Annotated in this window: 23 protein-coding genes; 13 read left to right on the top strand and 10 right to left on the bottom strand. The window is 67.2% G+C overall.

The annotated features are described in order from the left end of the window. Positions 1–210 precede the first annotated feature (210 nt). Positions 211–1,449, top strand: a complete 1,239-nt coding sequence (locus D9X30_RS23700) for a polyhydroxyalkanoate depolymerase (RefSeq protein WP_153948945.1) — start codon at positions 211–213, stop codon at positions 1,447–1,449. Positions 1,450–1,551: 102 nt separating this feature from the next. Here the strand turns inward: D9X30_RS23700 and D9X30_RS23695 are convergent, their stop codons facing one another. Continuing rightward, complete coding sequence (locus D9X30_RS23695; protein ID WP_153948946.1) at positions 1,552–2,187, bottom strand: TetR/AcrR family transcriptional regulator; 636 nt, start codon at positions 2,185–2,187, stop codon at positions 1,552–1,554. Between the two features lie 194 nt (positions 2,188–2,381). Here D9X30_RS23695 and rsxB point away from each other — a divergent pair, with 194 nt between their 5' ends. After that, positions 2,382–3,248: an electron transport complex subunit RsxB gene (gene rsxB, locus D9X30_RS23690; protein ID WP_502799681.1), complete on the top strand. Its 867-nt coding sequence runs from the start codon at positions 2,382–2,384 to the stop codon at positions 3,246–3,248. Then, positions 3,245–3,889, top strand: coding sequence for an endonuclease III (gene nth / locus D9X30_RS23685; RefSeq protein ID WP_153948947.1), 645 nt, complete (start codon positions 3,245–3,247; stop codon positions 3,887–3,889). Before rsxB ends, nth begins: the two co-directional genes overlap by 4 nt. Here the strand turns inward: nth and D9X30_RS23680 are convergent. Further along, positions 3,886–4,515, bottom strand: a complete 630-nt coding sequence (locus D9X30_RS23680; protein WP_153948948.1) for a TetR/AcrR family transcriptional regulator — start codon at positions 4,513–4,515, stop codon at positions 3,886–3,888. The genes nth and D9X30_RS23680 overlap by 4 nt on opposite strands. A 74-nt stretch (positions 4,516–4,589) precedes the next feature. Between D9X30_RS23680 and D9X30_RS23675 the strand changes: the two genes are divergently transcribed. From D9X30_RS23675 to D9X30_RS23665, 3 genes are read left to right on the top strand one after another with little or no spacing between them, the layout of a single operon-like run. Beyond that, complete coding sequence (locus D9X30_RS23675) at positions 4,590–6,104, top strand: flavin-containing monooxygenase (protein WP_153948949.1); 1,515 nt, start codon at positions 4,590–4,592, stop codon at positions 6,102–6,104. Then, the gene (locus tag D9X30_RS23670) at positions 6,101–7,069 is read left to right on the top strand and encodes an alpha/beta fold hydrolase (protein ID WP_153948950.1); all 969 of its coding nucleotides are present in this window, start codon (positions 6,101–6,103) and stop codon (positions 7,067–7,069) included. The genes D9X30_RS23675 and D9X30_RS23670 overlap by 4 nt, the downstream gene beginning before the upstream one ends. Positions 7,070–7,097: 28 nt before the next feature. Further along, positions 7,098–7,823 carry a Coq4 family protein gene (locus D9X30_RS23665; protein WP_153948951.1) on the top strand — a complete coding sequence of 242 codons (726 nt, stop codon included), beginning with the start codon at positions 7,098–7,100 and terminating at the stop codon, positions 7,821–7,823. 92 nt (positions 7,824–7,915) lie between these two features. Here D9X30_RS23665 and D9X30_RS23660 read toward each other — a convergent pair whose 3' ends face one another. Further along, complete coding sequence (locus D9X30_RS23660) at positions 7,916–8,503, bottom strand: malonic semialdehyde reductase (RefSeq protein WP_153948952.1); 588 nt, start codon at positions 8,501–8,503, stop codon at positions 7,916–7,918. 87 nt (positions 8,504–8,590) lie between these two features. Next, complete coding sequence (locus D9X30_RS23655; RefSeq protein WP_153948953.1) at positions 8,591–9,529, bottom strand: DMT family transporter; 939 nt, start codon at positions 9,527–9,529, stop codon at positions 8,591–8,593. A gap of 91 nt (positions 9,530–9,620) precedes the next feature. Between D9X30_RS23655 and D9X30_RS23650 the strand changes: the two genes are divergently transcribed. Further along, on the top strand, positions 9,621–10,052 hold the full coding sequence (locus tag D9X30_RS23650; protein ID WP_153948954.1) for a DUF1841 family protein: 432 nt from the start codon (positions 9,621–9,623) through the stop codon (positions 10,050–10,052). A gap of 128 nt (positions 10,053–10,180) precedes the next feature. After that, entirely contained in the window at positions 10,181–11,497 is a 1,317-nt protein-coding gene (locus D9X30_RS23645) for a phospholipase A (RefSeq protein WP_153948955.1), read from the top strand. 30 nt (positions 11,498–11,527) lie between these two features. Here D9X30_RS23645 and D9X30_RS23640 read toward each other — a convergent pair whose 3' ends face one another. Both D9X30_RS23640 and grpE read right to left on the bottom strand, forming a co-directional pair. Then, positions 11,528–11,944: a thioredoxin family protein gene (locus D9X30_RS23640; protein ID WP_153948956.1), complete on the bottom strand. Its 417-nt coding sequence runs from the start codon at positions 11,942–11,944 to the stop codon at positions 11,528–11,530. An 85-nt stretch (positions 11,945–12,029) separates the two neighbouring features. Next, the gene (gene grpE, locus D9X30_RS23635) at positions 12,030–12,587 is read right to left on the bottom strand and encodes a nucleotide exchange factor GrpE (protein ID WP_153948957.1); all 558 of its coding nucleotides are present in this window, start codon (positions 12,585–12,587) and stop codon (positions 12,030–12,032) included. Positions 12,588–12,875: 288 nt separating this feature from the next. Between grpE and D9X30_RS23630 the strand changes: the two genes are divergently transcribed. Beyond that, positions 12,876–13,031, top strand: a complete 156-nt coding sequence (locus D9X30_RS23630; RefSeq protein WP_180863143.1) for a hypothetical protein — start codon at positions 12,876–12,878, stop codon at positions 13,029–13,031. A 66-nt stretch (positions 13,032–13,097) separates the two neighbouring features. On the opposite strand, the gene D9X30_RS23625 is transcribed toward D9X30_RS23630, so the two are convergent. The 3 genes from D9X30_RS23625 to hrcA all read right to left on the bottom strand — a co-directional run bounded on the left by D9X30_RS23625 (position 13,098) and on the right by hrcA (position 15,818). Beyond that, the gene (locus tag D9X30_RS23625) at positions 13,098–13,493 is read right to left on the bottom strand and encodes an RNA-binding S4 domain-containing protein (protein ID WP_153948958.1); all 396 of its coding nucleotides are present in this window, start codon (positions 13,491–13,493) and stop codon (positions 13,098–13,100) included. A 45-nt stretch (positions 13,494–13,538) separates the two neighbouring features. Next, the gene (gene hemH, locus D9X30_RS23620) at positions 13,539–14,654 is read right to left on the bottom strand and encodes a ferrochelatase (protein WP_153948959.1); all 1,116 of its coding nucleotides are present in this window, start codon (positions 14,652–14,654) and stop codon (positions 13,539–13,541) included. A 111-nt stretch (positions 14,655–14,765) separates the two neighbouring features. Further along, positions 14,766–15,818: a heat-inducible transcriptional repressor HrcA gene (gene hrcA, locus D9X30_RS23615; protein ID WP_153948960.1), complete on the bottom strand. Its 1,053-nt coding sequence runs from the start codon at positions 15,816–15,818 to the stop codon at positions 14,766–14,768. A gap of 155 nt (positions 15,819–15,973) precedes the next feature. Here hrcA and D9X30_RS23610 point away from each other — a divergent pair, with 155 nt between their 5' ends. The 4 genes from D9X30_RS23610 (at position 15,974) to D9X30_RS23595 (ending at position 21,011) form a co-directional block, all read left to right on the top strand. Continuing rightward, positions 15,974–16,891: an NAD kinase gene (locus tag D9X30_RS23610; protein ID WP_153948961.1), complete on the top strand. Its 918-nt coding sequence runs from the start codon at positions 15,974–15,976 to the stop codon at positions 16,889–16,891. Positions 16,892–16,935: 44 nt separating this feature from the next. Next, complete coding sequence (gene recN, locus D9X30_RS23605) at positions 16,936–18,672, top strand: DNA repair protein RecN (RefSeq protein WP_153948962.1); 1,737 nt, start codon at positions 16,936–16,938, stop codon at positions 18,670–18,672. Positions 18,673–18,729: 57 nt separating this feature from the next. Continuing rightward, positions 18,730–19,212 carry a hypothetical protein gene (locus tag D9X30_RS23600; RefSeq protein WP_228770997.1) on the top strand — a complete coding sequence of 161 codons (483 nt, stop codon included), beginning with the start codon at positions 18,730–18,732 and terminating at the stop codon, positions 19,210–19,212. Between the two features lie 98 nt (positions 19,213–19,310). Further along, the gene (locus tag D9X30_RS23595; protein ID WP_153948963.1) at positions 19,311–21,011 is read left to right on the top strand and encodes a rhombosortase-dependent MprA family serine protease; all 1,701 of its coding nucleotides are present in this window, start codon (positions 19,311–19,313) and stop codon (positions 21,009–21,011) included. Between the two features lie 169 nt (positions 21,012–21,180). On the opposite strand, the gene D9X30_RS23590 is transcribed toward D9X30_RS23595, so the two are convergent. Continuing rightward, the coding region (locus D9X30_RS23590) for an IS3 family transposase (protein ID WP_249641070.1) at positions 21,181–21,661 on the bottom strand (481 nt) is incomplete at its 5' end.

The following is a 21,661-nucleotide window of genomic DNA, read 5'->3' as shown; positions in this document are numbered from 1 at the left end:
CAACGGCAAAAGGCGACCTGGAGGCCACTCGGGTCGCCTTTTTTGTCATTGTCAGTCGGTGTCATCCAGATTTAGCGCCAATGTCCTATTGTCTTCCCCGCTTGCCGGCGTAATTTGGAAGCGTATGCTGCAAAGCACGATCGTTCGATTGCGGGCATAATCCGTTGCGCGACAAGCACTCGCGACAAGAAAGGCTAGACAGGTACCGGCATGCTTTACCAACTGCATGAATTCCAGCGTTCGATGCTGAACCCGCTGACCGCGTGGGCCCAGGCGACCGCCAAGACGTTTACAAATCCCCTCAGTCCCCTTTCGCTGATCCCGGGCGCGCCCCGGATGGCTGCGGGATACGAGCTGCTGTACCGGCTCGGCAAGGAATACGAGAAGCCGGAGTTCGGCATCAAGAGCGTGCGCTCGAATGGCCGCGAGATCCCCATCGTCGAACAGACCGTGCTGGAAAAGCCGTTCTGCAAGCTGGTGCGGTTCAAGCGGTATGCCGACGACCCCGAGACCATCAAGCTGCTCAAGGACGAGCCGGTGGTGCTGGTCTGCGCGCCGCTGTCGGGCCACCATGCCACGCTGCTGCGCGACACCGTGCGCACGCTGCTGCAGGACCACAAGGTCTACGTGACCGACTGGGTCGATGCCCGCATGGTGCCGGCCGAGGAAGGCGCGTTCCACCTGGCCGACTACATCTACTACATCCAGGAATTCATCCGGCATATCGGCGCCGACAAGCTGCACGTGATTTCGGTCTGCCAGCCCACCGTCCCGGTGCTGGCCGCGATCTCGCTGATGGCGTCGGCCGGCGAAAAGACGCCGCGCACGATGACGATGATGGGTGGCCCGATCGATGCGCGCAAGAGCCCGACGTCGGTCAACTCCCTGGCCACCAACAAGTCGTTCGAGTGGTTCGAGAACAACGTCATCTACACGGTGCCGGCGAATTATCCGGGCCATGGCCGCAAGGTCTATCCGGGCTTCCTGCAGCACGCCGGCTTCGTGGCGATGAATCCGGACCGCCATCTGTCGTCGCACTATGACTATTACCTGAGCCTGATCGAGGGCGACGCCGACGACGCCGAAGCGCACGTGCGCTTCTACGACGAATACAACGCGGTGCTGGACATGGCCGCCGAGTACTACCTCGACACGATCCGCGAAGTGTTCCAGGAATTCCGCCTGGCCAACGGCACGTGGGAAATCGACGGCGACCCGGTGCGCCCGCAGGACATCAAGGGCACGGCGCTGCTGACCATCGAAGGCGAACTCGACGACATCTCGGGCGCGGGCCAGACGGCCGCCGCGCACGACCTGTGCGCCGGCATTCCGAAAACGCGCAAGCAACACATCACCGCGCCGAAGTGCGGCCACTACGGGATCTTCTCGGGCCGCCGCTGGCGCGAGAATATCTACCCGGAACTGCGCGACTTCATTCGCAAGTACTGAGCGTAGCCGGGCCCCGCCCGGGGGCCGGCATGGCAGAACGCCCGCGAGATCCTCGCGGGCGTTCTTGTTTCTGGCCGATCGGCTATGCCGCTGAGCGATGTCTCAGCGATTGGTCAGGTACGACAGCAGCATGTCGGTATGCAGGTCGGCAAAGCGCGCGTGTTCTTCCTCGGTGGCCACGTCGCGGCCGATGACGGCACTGATCGTGTACCGGTTCGACAGCACGTAGTAGCCCAGCGCCGAAATGGTCAGGTAGAACTGCGGCACGTCGATGTTGTCGCGGAACACGCCCTGCTGCTGGCCGCGCCGGATGATGTCGGCCAGCACGTCCACCACCGGATTGATCAGCTGATGGAGCTGGGCCGACTTCTTCAGATGGCGCGCCTCATGCAGGTTCTCGCTGTTCACGAGCCGGATGAACTCCGGATGCGCGTAGTACCAGTCCCAGACGAAGCGGGCCAGCGTGCGCACCCCCGCCACGGGGTCTTCGTCGGTGATATGCAGCTGCTCCTCGGCCGCCCGAAACTCGGCGTACTGTTTTTCGAGCACGGCCAGGAACAGGCCTTCCTTGCTGCCGTAGTAGTAATAGAGCATGCGCTCGTTGGTCTCGGCGCGGCGTGCGATCTGGTCGACACGTGCACCCGCCAGCCCGCCCTTGGCAAATTCCTCCGTGGCGGCGGCCATGATGCGTCGGCGCGTGCCTTCGGGGTCCCGCTTGGTTTTTGGCTCGTTCGACATGAATATCTGATCTGTCAGTTGCGCGGATTATGGCACAGCCCGCCACCTCGTCCGGGCTCCTCTTCCCGTTCGGGTGACGGCGAATCATCGCCTTTTCTGCACCGCGGCGAAATCGGGGATAATCCTTGCCGCACACACGTCCGCAGAGGCGTGCAAGATGCCAGTCGTCCCCCTGATTCCGTGTTGCCGTCGTGATCCGTTCCCCCTCGTCCGTTGCCGGCGAAGCCAGCCTGGCAGACCGCCTTGAAGCCCTGCTGCCGCAAACCCAATGCACCAAATGCGGGTTCGACGGCTGCCGCCCCTACGCCGAAGCCATGGCGGCGGGCGAGGCGGCAAGCAACCGCTGCCCGCCGGGCGGCGCCGAGGGCATCGTGCGGCTGTCGGCCGTGCTGGGCGTCCCGCCCCAGCCGCTGGACCCCGAGCGCGGCGTCGAACAGGCCCGTGCCGTGGCCCGTATCGACGAATCGCTATGTATCGGCTGCACGCTGTGCATCCAGGCTTGTCCGGTGGACGCCATCGTCGGTGCCGCCAAGCAGATGCATACCGTGCTGCCCGACTGGTGTACCGGCTGCGACCTCTGCGTAGCTCCCTGCCCCGTCGATTGCATTGCGATGATTCCGGTCACGGGCGCGAAGACGGGCTGGGCCGCCTGGTCGCAGGAACAGGCCGATGCCGCGTACGCCCGCTATCAGTCGCGCAAGGTGCGTCTGGTGCGCGAGCGCGAGGAAAACGATGCCCGCCTGGCCGCCAAGGCCGCGACCAAGCTGGAAGCACTGGAGGCCGAAGCCGCGGCCAGCGAGGCGGAACAGGCCGCGCAGGCGCGCAAGAAGGCGATCATCCAGGCCGCCATCGAACGCGCGCGCCAGAAGGCGGCCGCCGTGCAGCCCCGCAACACCGACAATGTGTCGCCCGCCGTGCAGGCGCAGATCGATGCCGCCGAAGCGCGCCGCGCGAAACGGGGCCTGACCGACCAGCCAGGCCAGCCCGGCCAGGAATGCCAAAGCCCGGACGGCAGCACCGCGTCCGGCGACCCCAGCAAGAACGACGATTCCCGCTCATGAATCCCGCCAAGCGCCTTGCCATTTTCGAAACCTTGCGTGAGGTCAATCCCACCCCGGAAACGGAGCTCGAATACAGCTCGCCGTTCGAGTTGCTGATCGCGGTGCTGCTGTCCGCCCAGGCCACCGATGTCGGCGTGAACAAGGCTACGCGCAAGCTGTTTCCGGTGGCCCATACCCCGCAGCAGATCCTCGATCTGGGCGAGCCCGGCCTGATCGAGTACATCAAGACGATCGGTCTCTACAAGACCAAGGCCAAACACGTGATGGAAACCTGCCGGATCCTCGTCGAGCAGCATGGCGGCAAGGTGCCGCCCGTGCGCGAGGCGCTGGAGGCGTTGCCGGGCGTCGGCCGCAAGACCGCCAACGTGGTCCTGAACGTGGCGTTCGGCCAGCCGACGATTGCCGTCGACACGCATATCTTCCGCGTGGCCAACCGCACCGGGCTGGCGCCGGGCAAGAACCCCGATGCCGTGGAACAGAAACTGTTGAAGGTCACGCCGACCGAATTCCTGCACGACGCCCACCACTGGCTGATCCTGCACGGCCGCTACGTCTGCAAGGCACGCAAGCCCGAATGCTGGCATTGCGCCATCGAGCCGCTCTGCGAGTTCAGGCCGAAGACCCCGGCACCGAACGTCTAGGCAGGGTTCGGCCCCTTCAGGACCAGCGCCAGTTGCAAGGCGGTGCGCGCCACGGTGTCCACGTCAGGCGTGTAGCCGTTGCGAATCCAGTACAGCGCCACGTGGACGATGCCGCCCGCCACGCCGGCGGCCAGCATCGGATCCACCTTCGCCCCGGGCGGCAGCAGCGTCCGGGCCACCAGTGCGCCGAAATCGCATAGCGATACCGCCAGCGCCTCGTCCACGAGCCGGCTGACCCCGCGAATCTCCACCAGGAACACCCGCGCCGAGCGCGGCTCGCACTGCAGCGCCCCGAAATAGGCACGCAGCATCGCCAGCACGCGATGTTCGCCGCTGCCGCCGGCTTCTTCCCCGGCCCTTGCCAGCGTTTGAAGCAGGCGATGCGTGACCGTTTCATACGATGCCAGCAGCAATGCCTCGCTGTTGGCGAACGATTCGTAGAAGTACCGTTCCGTCAGCCCGGCGGCTTCGCACACCGCCTTGACGGTGGCGTTCTGGTAGCCGCGCTCGCCGTAGACCTGCACGGCGGCAGCAATCAGCTGCGCGCGCCGCTGGGCGCGGCGCTCTTCGGCCTCGGCGCCGCGGTAGCGGCGGGCGGGAGATAGCTCTGTGGTCATGGCGGCCATTATGACATTCCCTATTGTCAGATGGCTTCTGACAACCTATGTTGTCAGAATACCCACTCGCCCCGGTAGCCGTCATGCGCCCTCAAAGTCCTGATGACGATGTTCTGGATGTCCTGATCGTTGGCGCCGGCTTGTCCGGCATCGGCGCCGCGCGGCAACTGCAGCAGCGGTGCCCGGACAAGCGCTTCGCCATCCTGGAAGCGCGCGACGCCATCGGCGGCACCTGGGACCTGTTCCGCTACCCGGGCATCCGCTCCGACTCCGACATGTACACGCTGGGCTACCGCTTCAAGCCCTGGCGTGGCGCCAAGGCTATCGCGGACGGCCCGTCGATCCTGGCCTACATCCGCGAGACAGCCGAAGAAACGGGCATTACCCGTCACATCCGGTTCGGACACAAGGTCGTGGGCGCCGCCTGGCGCAGCGACGAAGCCTGCTGGACGATAGACGCCGACCGCAGCGCCGATGGCAGCCGCCAGCGCCTGCGCGCGCGCCTCCTTTATGTCTGCGCCGGCTACTACAGCTATGCCGAAGGGCACCGCCCCGAGTTTCCGGGCGAGCACGAATTCCGCGGCCGGATGGTCCATCCGCAGTTCTGGGACCCGTCGATCGACTATGCCGGCAAGCGCGTGGTGGTGATCGGCAGCGGCGCCACGGCCGTCACGCTGGTGCCGGCCATGGCCGAAACCGCCGCCCATGTGACGATGCTGCAGCGTTCGCCCACGTATATCGTGACCCGCCCCGGCGAAGACCCCATCGCGCACAAGCTGCGCCGCATGCTGCCCGAGCGCCTGGCCTACCGCGCCACGCGCTGGAAAAACGTGCTGCTTGGCATGTTCTTCTTCCAGCTGGCGCGCCGCCGGCCAGCCAAGGTAAAGGAGCGCATCGTGGGCATGGCCGCCGCGCAGCTGACACCGGGCTTCGATGTGGGCACCCATTTCACGCCGCGCTACAACCCGTGGGACCAGCGCGTCTGCCTGGTGCCCGATGGCGACCTGTTCCGCGAAATCCGCAATGGCCGCGCGTCGGTGGTGACCGACCAGATCGACCGCTTTACCGCCGACGGCATCGTGCTGAAGTCGGGCCAGACGCTGCCTGCCGATGTGGTGGTCGTCGCCACCGGGCTGAAGCTGAACATGCTGGGCGATATCGCGCTGACCGTCGATGGGCAGGCGCGCCGCCCGTCCGAATCGCTGGCCTACAAGGGCATGATGCTGGGCAACGTGCCGAACCTGGTGCTGGCATTCGGCTACACCAATGCATCATGGACGCTCAAGGCCGATCTCACCGCCGAATACGTCTGCCGCCTGCTGCGGTTCATGGACCGGCGCGGCCACCGCATGGCGATGCCCGAAGTCGATCCGACCGTGCAGACCGTGCCGTTCCTGGATTTCTCGTCCGGCTACGTGCAGCGCGCGGCGTCGGTGCTGCCCCGGCAGGGCCAACGCAAGCCGTGGCGCGTGTATCAGAATTACCTGATGGACATGCTGACCATCCGGCATGGCCGCATCGACGATGGCGTGCTGCGCTTCGACCGCGTGGCCGCCACGCTGCCGACCAACGATCCGATTGCCGAGGCTCAATCTTGAACATTTTTCTTGCGCTGATCGCCGTGGTGGTGGCCCTGGCCGCCGCCCTGCTCGTCCTGCTGTTCCTGTTCACCCGCCAGACGGTGCGCAAGATCGAAGCCGGACTGCCGCCCACCGGCCGCTTCGTCGATGTACCCGGCGCCCGCCTGCACGTCGTCGAGCAGGGCCAGGGCCAGCCGGTGCTGCTGGTTCACGGGCTGTCCGGCCAGCTTGCCAACTTCGCTTACGGGATGGTCGAGCCGCTGGCGCGCGATTTCCACGTGGTGGCCGTCGACCGGCCCGCCGCAGGGTGGTCCACGCGCACGCCCGGCGCGCCGGCCGACCTGCGCGCCCAGGCCGATACGCTCGCCGCGCTGATCGACCGGCTCGGGCTCGAAAAACCGCTGGTGGTGGGCCATTCGCTCGGCGGCGCCATTGCGCTGGCGCTGGCCACCTACCATCCCGAGCGCGTGGGCGGGCTGGCGTTGATCGCCCCGCTGACCCATCCGCCCGAGGAAATCTCGCCGGTGTTCAAGGCCATGACGATTCCGAGCGCAGCCATGCGCAAGCTGATCGCCTGGACGCTGCTGATCCCCATGTCGATCCGCAATCGCGAGCAGGTCATGGATATCGTCTTCGGCCCCGATGCCGTGCCGGCCGACTTCCCCGTGCGCGGGGGCGGACTGCTGGCACTGCGACCCGGACATTTCCTGGGCGCGTCCGAAGACCTGATCGGTGCCGCACACAGCCTGCCGCCGCTGGTGGCGCAATATGGCGACCTGCGCGTGCCGGTCAGCATCCTGTTCGGCCGCGAAGACCGGATTCTGGACTACCGCAAGAATGGCGAAGCCTTCGTCGCCCGGGTGCCGGCCGCCCGGCTGACGCTGGTGACCGGCGGGCATATGCTGCCGGTCACCGCGATCGATGCCAGCGTCGATTTCGTGCGCAACGCGGCCGCCCGCCTGCGCGAGCCGGCAACCGCCTGACCTGCAGCCCCCACCGAAAGGACTCGCCATGGCTTCCTCCACCGGTTACAACCCCTACAGGCGCGACCTGGGCACCGCGTTCCAGGCCATCCGCAAGCTGCTGGCCGACGGCAACGACACCGAACAGGTGTTCAAGATCATGCGCGCGCTGAACGGCCCGTCGATGCCGCGCAACTTCAGCCGCCTGCTTTCCACCCCCGACGGCCGGCGCATGGCCTACCAGCGCGTCGAACTGGCGGAAAAACTATCCGATCCGGACTATGTGGCGCGCTTCGCACCGGGCACGGTAGGTGCCGCGTATCGCGCCTTCCTGGAAAAAACGGGCTACAGCGCCGATGGCCTGGCCAAGGTGTCGAACCTGAATCAGGAGCCCATCGTCGAGGACGCCTATATGTGGTTTGGCCGGCGCACGCGCGACGTCCATGACATCTGGCATGTGCTGACCGGATATCGCGCCGACGAGAGTCTGGGCGAAGCGGCGCTGGTGGCGTTCAGCTACGCGCAGACCGGCGGCAAGGGCTGGGCCTTTATCGCCATCGCCGCATCGCTGAAAAGCTGGCGCGTGACGCGCAGCCTGGCCTTCGCCCGCGCGGTGCTCGAAGGCTACCGGCACGGGCGCCGCGCCGCCTGGCTGCTGGGCGAGGACTACGAAACACTGCTGAACGAACCGTTCGAGGCGGCACGTGCGCGGCTGGGCATTGCCGAGCCGGTGCGCTACCAGGCCTGCAATCCGGCGCAGGAGTGGTCGGCCTGAGCCGGCCCATCGGCACGCCGCCCCATCCGGCCACAAAAAAGCGACCCGGTGGGTCGCTTTTTCGTTTGCGGCAAACTCGCTGGAAGCCCGGATCAGACGATGCGGCAGGCTTCGTCGAACGACAGGCGCGGCAGGCGCGGATGCAGCTTGTCGGCCTCGCCATAGCCCAGGTTGATCAGGAAGTTGACCGACCACTTGCCGTCGGGGAAGAACGCGGCGTTGACCTTGGCGGCATCGAAGCCGCCCATCGGGCCGCAGTCGAGGCCCAGCGCACGGGCGGCCAGGATGAAGTAGCCGCCCTGCAGCGAGCTGTTCATCAGGGCATCGCGGGCAATCTTCTCGTCGTTGCCGGCGTACCAGGACCGCGCGTCGGCGTGCGGGAACAGCTTCGGCAGCTGGTCGTGGAACGCGTTGTCGAAGGCGATGATCGCGGTGACCGGCGCCGAACGCGTCTTTTCCACGTTGCCGGCGGACACGCACTCCACCAGGCGGGCCTTCTGCTCGGCCGACTTCACGAACACGATGCGGGCCGGCGAGCTGTTCGCCGCCGTGGGGCCAAACTTCATCGCTTCGTAGACCTGCTTCAGCAGCGCATCGTCCACATGCTTGTCTTGCCACACGTTATGGGTGCGGGCTTCGGTGAACAATTGTGCGATGGCGGCCTGATCGACGGATTTCATTGCGCGTTTTCCGGGTTTTGTGAAGGAAGGAAGCGCGATTGTACCCAAGCGAGGGCCGTCGGCCCACAAGCGGTTTGATGAATCCGTTCAATTCCGTTCGTCGGCGGCATCCAGCGGCGGCGTGCCGCTGGCGCGGCGGGTGAGCCAAAGGACACCCAGCAGGATCAGCGCGCCGCCCACGGCCTGCGTGGCGCCGATATGCTCGCCCAGCAGCGCGGCGGCCAGCGCCACCGTGACGACCGGTTCCAGCGTCGACAGCATCGACGCCTTCGACGCCCCCAGCTTCTGCAGGCCGGCGAAGAAGGTCAGGATGGCCAGCACTGTCGATACCAGCGCGATGGCCACCAGCGCCAGCCAGCCGCCGCCCGTGGTCGGAAACTGCGGCGGCACGCCGGCACCGGTGCGCAGGATGCCGACCGTCACATAGACCAGCGCCGCCGCCGAACAGATCACCGTGGTCGTGGCGATGGCATGGATGCCCGCCGTCACGCGCGCGCCCACCACGATGTAGACCGAATAGATCACGGCGGCTGCCACGCCCAGCGCGATGCCGAGCGGCTCGCCCTCGCCACCCCCCACGGTCAGGCCCGCGCCGACCGAGCACAGCACCAGTGCGATCACCGCCGCCGTGGTCAGCCGCTCCTTCAGGAAGATCGCCGCCAGGATCGTCACGAACAGCGGATAGAGATAGAGCAGCAGCGCCACCAGGCTGGCCTGCGCATGGTTCAGCGCCGTGAAGAAGCAATAGGACTGGCCGACGTAGCCGATGCCGCCCATCGCGGCCAGCGCCAGCACGCGCCGCCATGGCGGCAGTGCGATGCCGCGCGTGCGCATGACGAACGCCATGGCGATGGCCGCCACCACGAAGCGCACGGCCAGCAGGCCATAGACATCGGCACCTGCGGCGTAGGCGAATCGCGCGAAGATGGCCATGGCGCCAAAGGCGCTGGCCGACAGCGCGATCAGCAGCACGCCCGCGAGCGTGTCGCGGGCGTGGCCCAGGGTGCCGGTGGCGGAGGCGGTCATAGGGGCGAACGGAATCCGAAAGCTCGCATTCTACTCACGCGGCGGGCTGCCCCGGCAGCATTCGGACCGCTGCACTACAATAGCGGCCATCATGTTCAATCCCTCACGAGAAGAAGTCCGCCGTTTCTTCTGCGAAGCCTGGCAGAAGCGCGTCGCGGGCAATGTCCTCACCCCGCTCGAGGCCATCGCGGTCGACTGGATCGACCAGCATCCCGAATACCACGACCAGCTCGACGATGCCGAAGGCGCCGTCGCACGCGACTACACGCCCGAAGGCGGCCAGACCAACCCGTTCCTGCACCTGGCCATGCACCTGTCGATCTCCGAACAGGTGTCGATCGACCAGCCGCCCGGTATCCGCGCCGCGTACGAGGCACTGACCCGCCGCCTGGATTCGCCGCACGCCGCCCAGCACGAGATCATGGAAGCCCTGGGCCAGATGCTCTGGAATGCCCAGCGCAACGGCATGCCGCCCGACGGACAAGCCTACGTGGACGATATCAAGCGCCGCGCGGCGGGCTGAGCGTCCGACAAACACCGACAAGCGCCTTGGGCGCCGCATGCTAACCTCTTGCGGTCGCAACTCCCGGCCATGCCCGCCCTGCCCGACCCCGACGGTTGTGCCTTCCGGTGCGGCGTGCTCGTTGTCCCATGCCATTTACCCTTCCCGTGCGCGCTGCCCGGCGGCGCGCCGCTAGCCGGCCTGTGTCCGCGCTGGTGTCTGCGCTGGTGTCCGCGCTAGTCATCGCGGGCGCCGTCATGGTGCCGATGGCGGCCCACGGTGCCGTGGCGCTGTTGCAGCCGCCGCGCCAGATCGACGGCACCCGGCCACTGACGCTGACGCTGCTGGTCAGTGCCGATGCCGATACCCGCCGCTACGCCGTGCCCGATTCGCTGCAGGTGACGGCCTCCGGGGACCTGGCCGCCCCGATCCGCATCGAACTGACGCGCGTGGGCGGGGGGCCGGCTGTGCTGAACCTGCGTCCTGGCGAATCCCGTACGATCAGCTACCGCGCCGAATGGCCAGCCGACCTGCGCGGCCAGGTGCGCCTGGACGTCACCGGCATCGACGCCGCGCCGGTTCTGGTGACGCTCAACCGCGCGCCGGTGCCGGGCCAGACAGCGCCCGGGACGTCGCAAGCGCCCCAGGCGGCCGCCACGCCTGCGGCTTCCGCCCCGGACGCCAAGCCGCCTGTCACGCCCATCGTCACCGCGGACAACAACGCCCCGGCGCCCGCCCCGGCCGACCTGCGCGATGCCCAGCGCCTGTCGTTCAACGAGCCGATGTACCTCATGTTCGGCGCGCACGACGGCGCCAACGCCAAGTTCCAGATCAGCTTCAAGTACCGGATCTTCGAAGGCAAGGACCCGAATTCGAAGTCGGTGCTGGACAACCTGTACTTCGCCTACACGCAGTTCTCGCTCTGGGACCTGGCCGGCGATTCGCGCCCATTCAAGGACACCAACTACCGGCCCAGCCTGTATTACTACCTGTCGGATACCGGCGTGAAGAACAGCGTGCTGAGCCGCCTGTCGGTCGCCACCGGGTTCGAGCACGAATCGAATGGCCGCTCCGGCGACGAATCGCGCGGGATCAACACGCTGTTCGTCAAGCCGACGATGTATTTCGGCGATCAGACCGACTGGCACTGGCGCGTGGCGCCCAAGCTCTACGCCTATGTGGGCAAGAGCGACAACGAGGACATCGCCCACTATCGCGGCTACATGGACCTGAACATCGCCTACGGCAAGCCCGATTCCTGGGAGCTGGCCGCCACGCTGCGCAAGGGCACGCGCAAGGGCTATGGCAGCGTCGATACGCAGTTGACCTACCCCCTGGCGCGGCTGCTGCCGGGCACGGCGGGCTTCCTCATGGCAGGGTTCTTCTACGGCTACGGCGAGAGCCTGCTCTATTACAACCAGAAGACGCCGTGGCAGTTCCGCATCGGGTACGCGCTGTCGCGCTGAGCGCGCGAATTCGCCTTCGCGTGACGACGGTCAACCCGCCAGCGGTTTGCCCTCGGCCTTGAGGCGCGCATTGCCGACCGCCGCCGCGAACTGGCCGTAGCCGTGCCAGCCGGTGGCGCGCCCGAGCTTCTTGCCCCTGTGGAAGAACATGAACACGGGAATGCCGTGCAGGCCGAAGCGGCGGCCCAGTTCGGGATGCGCGTAGACGTTGGTGTGCAGCCAGCGCAGGTTCAGCACGCGCAGCTTGTCGGGATCGGCCAGGATCGCCTTCTTGGCCATTTCGCAATTGAAGCAGTCCACACCCCAGAAGAAAACGCAGACCAGGTCGTCGCCTGCCCCCGCGATGGCGGCATCGATGGTGTCGGGGCCTACCGGCTGCATGCCGAGCGCTTCGAAGGCGCGGTGATCGAGGTGGGGTGCATGCTCAGGGTCTTGCGCGTCGGACATCGTTGGGGACCTCCGGAAACAGCAACGCCCGGCAACCTCGCGGCCACCGGGCGTCCTTCAAGCGTTACATCGAAACGAATACGGCTCAGCGCGGCGCCGAGACGGTCACCAGCGCGGGACGCAGCACGCGATCGGCGATCGTATAGCCGCGTTGCAGCACCGCGACCACGGTGTTCGGTTCCTGTTCGGACGGCACCATCGAAATGGCCTGGTGGCGGTGCGGATCGAACTTCTCGCCGACCGGGTTCACCTCGACGATCTTGCCGCGCTCGAAGGCAGCAGCCAGCTGACGCGCCGTCAGCTCCACGCCTTCGCGCATCTTTGCCAGGTCGCCGGTGTTGTCGGCCAGCGCAGCCTGGAGGCTGTCCATGACCGGCACCAGATTGTCGGCGAAGTTCTCGATGGCGAACTTGTGTGCCTTGGCGATCTCTTCCTGCGAGCGGCGGCGGATGTTTTCGCCCTCGGCCGTGGCACGCATGAACAGGTCGTAGGTTTCCTTGACCTTGGCTTCCAGCTCGGCCACCTGCTGGGTCAAGCGTGCCACGTCGTCGGGACCGGCGGCCGCAGCCTCGGGCGCCGGCGCTGCCGCGGCGTTGGCCGCCTGCTGCGTGTTCGTATCTGGCGTCTGATTCTGTTCTTCCATGTCGATTCGTATCAAAAATGCAAAACCTCGGCCCGCAACGTCTGCGGACCGCGGGGTGGATCGGATGCCAATCGGCAAGTCTAGCCGCACATGGCGCCACGCTTCCAGTTTTTCAAGTGTGCGGGTTCAGAGACCCCGAAATACGCCGTTACAAAGGCCTGTTTGATGCAATCCCCTGTTCATTGATTTGCTGCAACGCAAACACTAAGATTCAATGCAGGAAAAAATGACAAAAATAACGGGAGCAGAAAGGTGGATCAATTTGGTGCATCTTCGGGACGCTTCGCCATGCACAAGCTACCAGTCGTGACGTTCTGTGTGGTCGCCGTTCTGTCGGCGATGACGGCCTTTATCTGTCTGTCCGAAGCGGTGGCGCCACGCGACACCGAGTATGGCAGCGGCAAGGCTGTATTCAAGCACTACCTCGTGCAGTACGTCCGTTAACCCCGCCCTCACACCGCCCGGCCGCGGCAGCCCTGCCGTGACCGGATCGCTGACATTTCCGATTTCCTACCCTCTGAAATTGTCGATCCTGCGCCGGTCGCGCTTGGTCGGGCGCCCCTGCAATTCCGCGGTCGGCTCCGGCTGCATGCGCCGCCGATCAGACTCCGCCTGGCGCCGGGCCTGGCTTTCCGGGGTTTCCTCATAAGTACTCTGCGCGATGGGCGCCGCGCCGCGCGACGCCGGCACGCCCTTCACCACCACCTCCCAACGCTGCTGATGGGCTTCGAGCACCACGGTATCGCCGGGCTTCACTTCCCTTGAATTCTTGACCGGCTGCCCGTTGACCGTCACCCGGCCACGGTCAACCGCCTCGGCCGCCAGCGAACGGGTCTTGAAGAACCGCGCGCACCACAGCCACTTGTCGATGCGCATCCGCGCACCCGCCTCGAAATCCACTTGCATCGGTCAAATCCTTCCTGACTGCTTGCCCGCCGCCATGGCTGCCCCTCAGGCCGCCGCGCCGCGTGCCTGGGCGCGCCCGCGCCGCGCTTCCAGTTCGTGCGGGTGGGGTATGGCGAGCGGCCAGCCCTGCAGATGCTGCAGGGCAATGTCGGCCAGACCGGCGATCCAGGGCTCGGAATCATTCATGCATGGAATGAAATGGAAGTCCTGCCCGCCTGCCACCCGGAACTCGCTCTGCCCTTCCATCGCGATTTCCTCAAGCGTCTCGATGCAGTCTGCCGGAAAACCGGGGCAGAACACATCGACACGTTGCGTGCCAACCCGGCCCAGTTCCGTCAACGTCGGCGCGGTATAGGGTTGCAACCATTCGGCCTTGCCAAAACGGGACTGGAACGTCACCTGGTACTGGCCCGGCTGCAGGCCCAGCGCCTCGCCAAGCAGGCGGCCGGTCTTCAGGCATTCGCAGTGATAGGGGTCGCCCAAGTCCAGCAGCCGGCGCGGCAGGCCGTGGAACGACAGGATCAGCTTGTCGCCCTGCGCAAAGTCGGGCACGCCATGGCGGGTCCAGTACGCCCTGACCTGGGCATCGAGGGCCGCGATATAGGCGGGATGATCGTGAAAGTGCTTGATCAGCCGCACTTCGGGCTGATTGCGCCATCCGGCCAGCACACGGAACAGCGCGTCGAACGCGGTGGCCGTGGTGGTGCCCGAGTACTGCGGATAAAGCGGCAGCACCAGGATCTGTTCGGTGCCCTGCCGGCGCAGCGCCTCCATGACCGAGCCGATCGACGGATTGCCATAGCGCATGGCGCAGGCCACGGTCACGTCATGACCGAGCTTCTGCATCAGCAGCTGCAGCGCATGCGCCTGGCGCTCGGTGTGGACCAGCAGCGGCGATCCGGTCATATGCGCTTCGCGCAGCCAGATCGATTCGTATTTCATGGCCGACGCCCGCGAACGGAACGGCAGGATCAGCCCATGCAGGATGGGCAGCCAGGCCAGGCGCGGGATCTCCACCACGCGCGGATCGGACAAAAACGCCTTCAGATAGCGGCCCACCGCCTTGGGCGTGGGGGCGTCGGGGGTGCCAAGGTTGATCAGCAGGATCGCGGTGCGCGGCGGCTGGCCGTGCTGGTATGCCGGTTCAGGCGAAAACGTCATGGGGTTTCCGTTTCGGATGCCGGGGCGCTGGCAATCGGGAATTGGGTCTGGAGCATGCAATGGTAGTCGGCCGGCGGTGCCCGGCCCGTAAGGACAGACACCGGCACCGCATCAGGAGTTCTGGCTCAGCGCGCTCGACAGCAGCCGGGCCGTGATGTCGACGATCGGGATCACCCGCTCGTAGGCCATCCGTGTCGGGCCGATCACGCCCAGCGTGCCGACGATCTGGCCATCGACGCCGTAGGGCGCGGTGATGACGGCCATGTCCTCCAGCGGCACCAGCTGGCTTTCGCCGCCGATAAAGATCTGCACGCCCTGCGCGTGGCTGGACACGTCCAGCAGCTGCAACAGGCTGGTCTTGTGCTCGAACACGTCGAAGAGCCGGCGCAGCTTGTCCATGCTCGACGACAGGTCTTCCACCTCCAGCAGCCGCCGCTCGCCCGAGATGACCACCTGCTCGGTATTGTCCTCGGCCATCGCGCTGCTGCCGGCCTCCACGGCGGCCTGCATCAGCGACGACATGTCGCGCCGCAGCGCCTGCAGTTCGCCGCGCAGATGGTCGCGCACGGCATTGAAGCTCATGCCCGCGTAGTGGGTGTTGAAGAAGTTGGCGGCCTCGATCAACTGGGCCGGGGTGTACGACAGTTCGGTCTGGATGATGCGGTTCTGCACGTCGCCCTCGGGGCTGACGATGATCAGCAGGATGCGCTTGTCCGACAGCCGCATGAATTCCACCTGCCGGAACGCCTGGGCGCGCCGTGGCGTCATCACCACGCCGGCAAAGCGCGACAGGTTCGACAGCGTATGGGCCGCCGCCGTGATCATCCGCTGCGGGCCCAGTTGCTGGCTGGCCATCTGCCCCTGTATCTCGTCCTTCAGGCCGGCCAGTTCGGCGTTCAGGCCGGGCGTGCCTTCCAGCGGGCGCGCCGTCAGCATCGTGTCGACGAACAGCCGGTAGCCGCGGGGCGTGGGAACCCGGCCGGCCGACGTATGCGGGCTGGCAATGAAACCCATTTCCTCGAGGTCCGACATCACATTGCGGATGGTCGCCGGCGACAGGTCCAGACCCGAGTACTTCGACAGGGTCCGCGAGCCCACGGGCTGCCCCTCGGCGATGTATCGCTCGATCAGGGTCTTGAGCAGCGTTTTAGAACGTTCGTCCATGATGCTGGGGATTTTAATCAAAACTGGCCCGTTCGGGCGTCCGCCCGCGCATGGCGGGCGCACGATCGGCGCGGCCGGCAGGTGCCGCCGGCACCCGTTCCGGCGGCGCCGGGCCGAAGCTGGCAATGGTCATCCCGGTATGTTCTAATCCCGCCATGTCTGCCCCCTCAAAGACCAGCGCCTTGCGCGCTCCGTTCAAGACCGTCGCCCTGGTGGGCAGGCATTCGACCGCCGGTATCGAAGGCCCGCTGGAGGAACTGGCGTCCTGCATCTTGCGCAATGGCCAGGATGTGGTGTTCGAGCGCGAGACCGCCATGGCGACCGGACTGACCGGCTATCCGGTGCTCAGTCCAGACGAAATCGGCCGCGAGGCCGACGTCGCCGTGGTGCTCGGGGGCGATGGCACGCTGCTGGGCCTGGCCCGCCAGCTGGCCGGCCACGAGGTGCCGGTGATCGGTGTCAATCATGGCCGGCTGGGCTTCATGACCGACATTCCGCTCGAGGACGTCACCCGGACGCTGCCCGAAATGCTGGCCGGCCGCTACGAGGCCGAATGCCGCATGCTGCTGGAATCGCGCGTGATCCGCGACGATGCCGTCATTTTCTCGGCGCTGGCGTTCAACGACGTGGTGGTGAACCGCTCGGGCATCTCGGGCATGGTGGAACTGGCCGTCTCCGTGGACGGTTATTTCATGTACAACCAGCGTTCGGACGGCCTGATCGTATCCACGCCCACCGGCTCCACCGCCTATGCGCTGGCCGCCGGCGGACCGATCCTGCATCCCACGCTGTCGGGCCTGGTGCTGGTGCCGATCGCCCCGCATGCCCTGTCGAACCGGCCGATCGTGCTGCCGCACGACGCGGAAGTCACGATCGAGGTCGCCAGCGCGCGCGATGTCAGCGTCAACTTCGACATGCAGTCGCTGGCGTCGCTGCTGCCCGGCGACCGGATCGTCGTGCGCCGCGCTGCCAAGACCGTCAACCTGCTGCACCCGCTGGGCTACAACTACTACGCCACGCTGCGCAAGAAGCTGCACTGGCACGAGTATCCGACCGAAGACAACCGGCTCTGAGCCCGCCCTTCCCCGTTTCCGCCTGACGCCACCAACCGCTCAAGATGCTGCGCAGCCTGTCCATCCGCGATTTCGTCATCGTCGACACGCTCGACCTCGACTTTTCGGCCGGATTCACCGTATTTACCGGCGAAACCGGCGCCGGCAAGTCGATCCTGATCGATGCGCTGGCCCTGGTGCTGGGCGAACGCGCCGATGCCGGCGTGGTCCGTGAGGGCGCGGCGCGCGCCAGCATCAGCGCCACGTTCCTGACCCACCCCGCGCTGGATGCCTGGCTGGCCGAGCGCGAACTGGCCGGCGACGACGACACCGTGCTGCTGCGCCGCACCGTCGATGCCTCGGGCCGCGGCAAGGCGTTCATCAACGGCGCCGCCGCCACGCTGGCGCAGCTGCGCGAGGTGGGCGACCAGCTCGTGGACATCCACGGCCAGCACGCGCACCAGCAACTGCTGCGCCCGGATGCCCAGCGGCACCTGTTCGACGCCCACGCCGGGCTGACCGAGCAGGCCGGCGCGGTGGCCGAGGCCTGGCGCGCCTGGCGTGCCGCGCGTGCGCAGCGCGAAGCCGTGGAACACCAGTCGCGCGAGATGCAGCTCGAACGCGAGCGGCTCGAATGGCAGGTGGGCGAGCTCGACAAGCTCGCGCCGCAAGCCGGCGAGTGGGAAGAGATCCAGGCCGAGTACAACCGCCTGTCGCATGCGGCCGGCCTGATCGACGGCAGCCGCGCGGCGCTCGACGCGCTGTCCGAATCCGATGGCGCCGTGGCCTCGGTGCTCAACGGCGTGGTGCACCGGCTGCAGCAGCTTGCCGATGTCGATCCGGGCCTGCGCGACGTGCTGGCCGCCCTGGAACCGGCGCTGGTGCAGGTCGAGGAGGCGGCCCATTCGCTGACCCGCTACGTGGACCGGCTCGAACTCGATCCCGAGCGGCTGCAGGCCGTGGAAGAACGGATGCAGGCGCTGCACACCACGGCGCGCAAGTACCGGCTGCCGCCGGAGCAGCTGCCCGACGAACTGCTGGCCCGCAAGCAGCAACTGGACGACCTGCAGGCCGCCCAGGACATCAACAAGGTGCTGGCGCGCGAAGCCGCCGCCCGCGCCGCCTACCTGACGCTGGCGCAGCACCTGTCGGCCGCCCGCAAGGTGGCCGCCGCCGCCCTGTCGGCCGCCGTCACCGATGCCATGCAGGGGCTGTCGATGGCCGGCGGCACATTCGCCGTGGCCCTGCACCCGCTCGAAGAAGGCCAGAGCCATGGGCTGGAACAGGTGGAATTCCTGGTCGCCGGCCACGCGGGTGTCACGGCGCGGCCGCTGGCGCGCGTGGCATCGGGCGGAGAACTGGCGCGTATCAGCCTGGCGATCTCGGTGATCACCAGCGAGGCCGCGCCCACCCCGACCCTGATCTTCGACGAGGTCGACACCGGCATCGGCGGTGCCGTGGCCGAGGTGGTGGGCCGTCGCCTGCAGGAACTGGGCCGCTCGCGCCAGGTGCTGTGCGTGACGCACCTGCCCCAGGTGGCCGCGCAGGCCGGCGCCCATCTGCTGGTCAGCAAGGAGAGCAAGACCGACAAGGCCGGCGCGGTCACGCGTTCGCGCATCCGCCTGCTGGATGCCGAAGGCCGCGTCAGCGAGACCGCGCGCATGCTGGGCGGCGCCACGGTCACGGCCACGACGGTGCAACACGCCGAAGAGATGCTGGCGCAGGGTGCCCGCGCGGCGGCGCAGGCGGCCAATGCGCCGCGCGAAGGCGGCGGCAGGAAGCCGCGCCGCGCGGCGGGCTGAGCCCCTTCGCCCGTGCAAACCGGCCCCCACGCAAACAAGGACAGGAGTTTCAAACCGATGACCCATGGCAAGCTGCCATCAACCCGCCGCACCACGGTTGGCCCGGTTGCTGTACCGACCGCCGGCCGGTTCGCCCGTCACCTGGGTGCCTCCGTACTGGTGGCGCTGGGCCTGACCGCGCTGACCGCCGTGTCGGGCTGCGCTTCGGAATCGAAGTCGTTCGCGCCGCCGCGCGGCAGCATCACCGACGACCGTGCCATCGGCGACATCCTGGTCAAGTTCGCACCGCCGGAGGTCACGGCATCGGAGGATGCCGGCAAGCTGCTGGCCGAGGTGCAGGGTCCGGTGCGCTACGTCGTCAAGCGGCCGATGTCGGGCGGCGTCTGGCTGGTGACGGCGATCACGGCATCGGCCGATGTCACGCTGGATCAGGCCGTGGCCACGCTGCAGGCCGCGCCGCGCGTGGCATCGGCCACGCCCGACCGGATGCTGCGACCGCATCGCGGCAAGCCGGTCAGCCGCGACATGCCCAACCCGTAAGCCCAAAGCCCAAGGCACCCGGCGCGCAACGCCACCCATACTGATTTATCAGCAGTTCGGTCAGCAGTCCGCATCAAACGTTCTCCACGGGAGTGCAGATGTCGTACGCAACGCTGAAATTCCGCAAAGGTTCGATCGCGCCGATCTTGCTGGCGATGGCGGCCAGCGCCCTGCTCGGCCTGCCGGGCATCTCCCGGGCCGACGCCGGCATGCCGGCGGCATCGCCGTCAGCATCCACGTCGGCATCGGCTGTCGCGCCCGCCTCGGCCGCCACCGCCCGCATCGGACGACCGGGGCCACGCTACACCGGCAACTACATCGTCCGCTGGCGCGACGGCGGCCAGACCATCGACACCAGCGCCGACACCACGCGCATGCGCCGCGTGGAATCCAATACCGGCCTGGCACTGTCGGTCAGGCGGCCGATGGCCAACGCCATGCAGTTGCTGACGGTCAAGGACAGCCGGGGCGACGATCCGGAAACCGTGGCCAGGCGGCTGCGCCAGGACCCGCGCGTGGCCGACGCCGTGCCCGACCGCTGGCTGCAACTGCACGACACCGCACCGAACGACCCCGATTTCGCGACCCAGTCGCTCTATATGGGATCGCCGGTAGTGACGCCCGGCGCGGCCAACCTGTCGCGCGCCTGGGACCGTTCGCGGGGCAGCGCCAGCGTGGTGATCGCCGTGGTGGACACCGGCTATCTCGATCACCCCGACCTGGCGGGCCGGCTGGTTGCCGGTTATGACTTCATCAGTGCCACCTCGGTATCGGTCGATGGCGACGGACGCGACACCGACGCACATGACCCCGGCGACTACGTGCCGTCCGGCAGCACCTGCCCCGATGGCTCCGGCGCCACAGACAGCAGCTGGCATGGCACGCGCGTGGCCAGCGTGCTGGGCGCGGTGACCAATAACGGCAGCGGTATCGCGGGGGTCGACTGGAATGCGCGCATCCAGCCCGTGCGTGTGTCGGGGCGCTGCGGCGCCCTGCTGTCCGATACGGTCGATGGCATGCGGTGGGCGGGCGGCCTGACCGTGCCCGGGGTGCCGAACAACCCCACGCCGGCCAAGGTGGTCAACGTCAGCCTGGGCGGCGGCACCTGTTCGAGCATCGAGCAGCAGGCCGTGAACGACCTGAACGCCGCAGGGGTGATCGTGGTGGCCGCCGCCGGCAATTCGGCCGGCGCGGTCGAGGCTCCGGCCGACTGCGCGGGCGTGATCGCCGTCACGGCACACGCCAACGATGGCGAAAACGCCAGCTTTGCCAACGTGGGCCCGCAAGTGACCATCAGCGCGCCCGGAGGCGGCTGCGGCAACTCCAAGGTCATCGTTTCCAACAATGTGGCGACAGGCTGCACGGGCGGCCAGTCGTTCATCCGCACGCTGTCCAACGCGGGCACGGCCGGACCGACCACCTACAACATCATCAGCTCGCAGGGCACCAGTTTCTCGGCGCCGATGGTGTCGGGCGTGGCGGCGCTGATGCTGGCGGTCAACCCGGCGCTGACGCCCGCCCAGGTCACCGCGGTGCTGAAGAACACGGCACGCGCCCATCCGGCGGGGACGTACTGCACGCGCAGCGCCAACACCGGCAAGTGCGGCGCGGGCCTGCTCGATGCCGACGCTGCGCTGGCGGCGGCACCAAATCCGCCGTCCACCGGGTCCACATCGACCAGCACGGCCGCCGATAGCGGCGGTGGCGGTGGCGGCGGTGCGTTCTCGCCGTGGAGTGCGGCGGTGCTGCTGGTGATCGGGCTGGTCGGCTTCGGCACGCGGCGGCGGCCGCTGCGGTAGACACAACCGCGACGCCAGCGCCGGCCCTCTCCCCCGCCCCTCTCCCGCGCGCGGGAGAGGGGAGAACACACCAGGCATCCAGAGCTCCACCGGCTTGCTCCTTCGGGAGAGGGAGAACACCCGAAGCATGCCCAGCGCCACCGGGTTGCTCTGTAGTGGTCAAGTTTTTTCAGACAGGTGTTAGGGTGGTCTGTTGGAACTTGTCCTCGTAGTCTGTTGGCGACGCGTAGCCCAGTGTCGAATGCAAGCGCACCGGGTTGTAGAAGCCCACGATGTACTGTGTGATGTCGCGCCGGGCTTCGGCGCGGTCGGCGTACCGCCTTTGCCAGACGCGCTCCATCTTCAGGTTCAGGAAGAAGCGTTCGGCTACGGCGTTATCCCAGCAATCGCCCGACCGGCTCATGCTGCAAACCAGGCCGTGGCGCGCCAGCAATCCCTGGTACTCCTCGCTTGCATACTGGCTGCCCCGGTCCGAATGCACGATCAGCCCAGGCGCCGGATTGCGCTGCACGATGGCCATCTTCAAGGCCGACGCCACCAGCGCGGCGGGCATGGCCGCTGCGCTGGCCCAGCCCACTACCTTGCGCGAATACAGGTCCAACACCACCTCCAGATACAACCAGCCTTCCCCCGTGCGCACATACGTGATG

The organism is Cupriavidus sp. U2 (genome assembly GCF_009663685.2).
Lineage (GTDB): Bacteria > Pseudomonadota > Gammaproteobacteria > Burkholderiales > Burkholderiaceae > Cupriavidus > Cupriavidus necator_C.
Note: the sequence above shows the minus strand (reverse complement) of the source record. Positions and strands in the feature narration are given on the sequence as shown.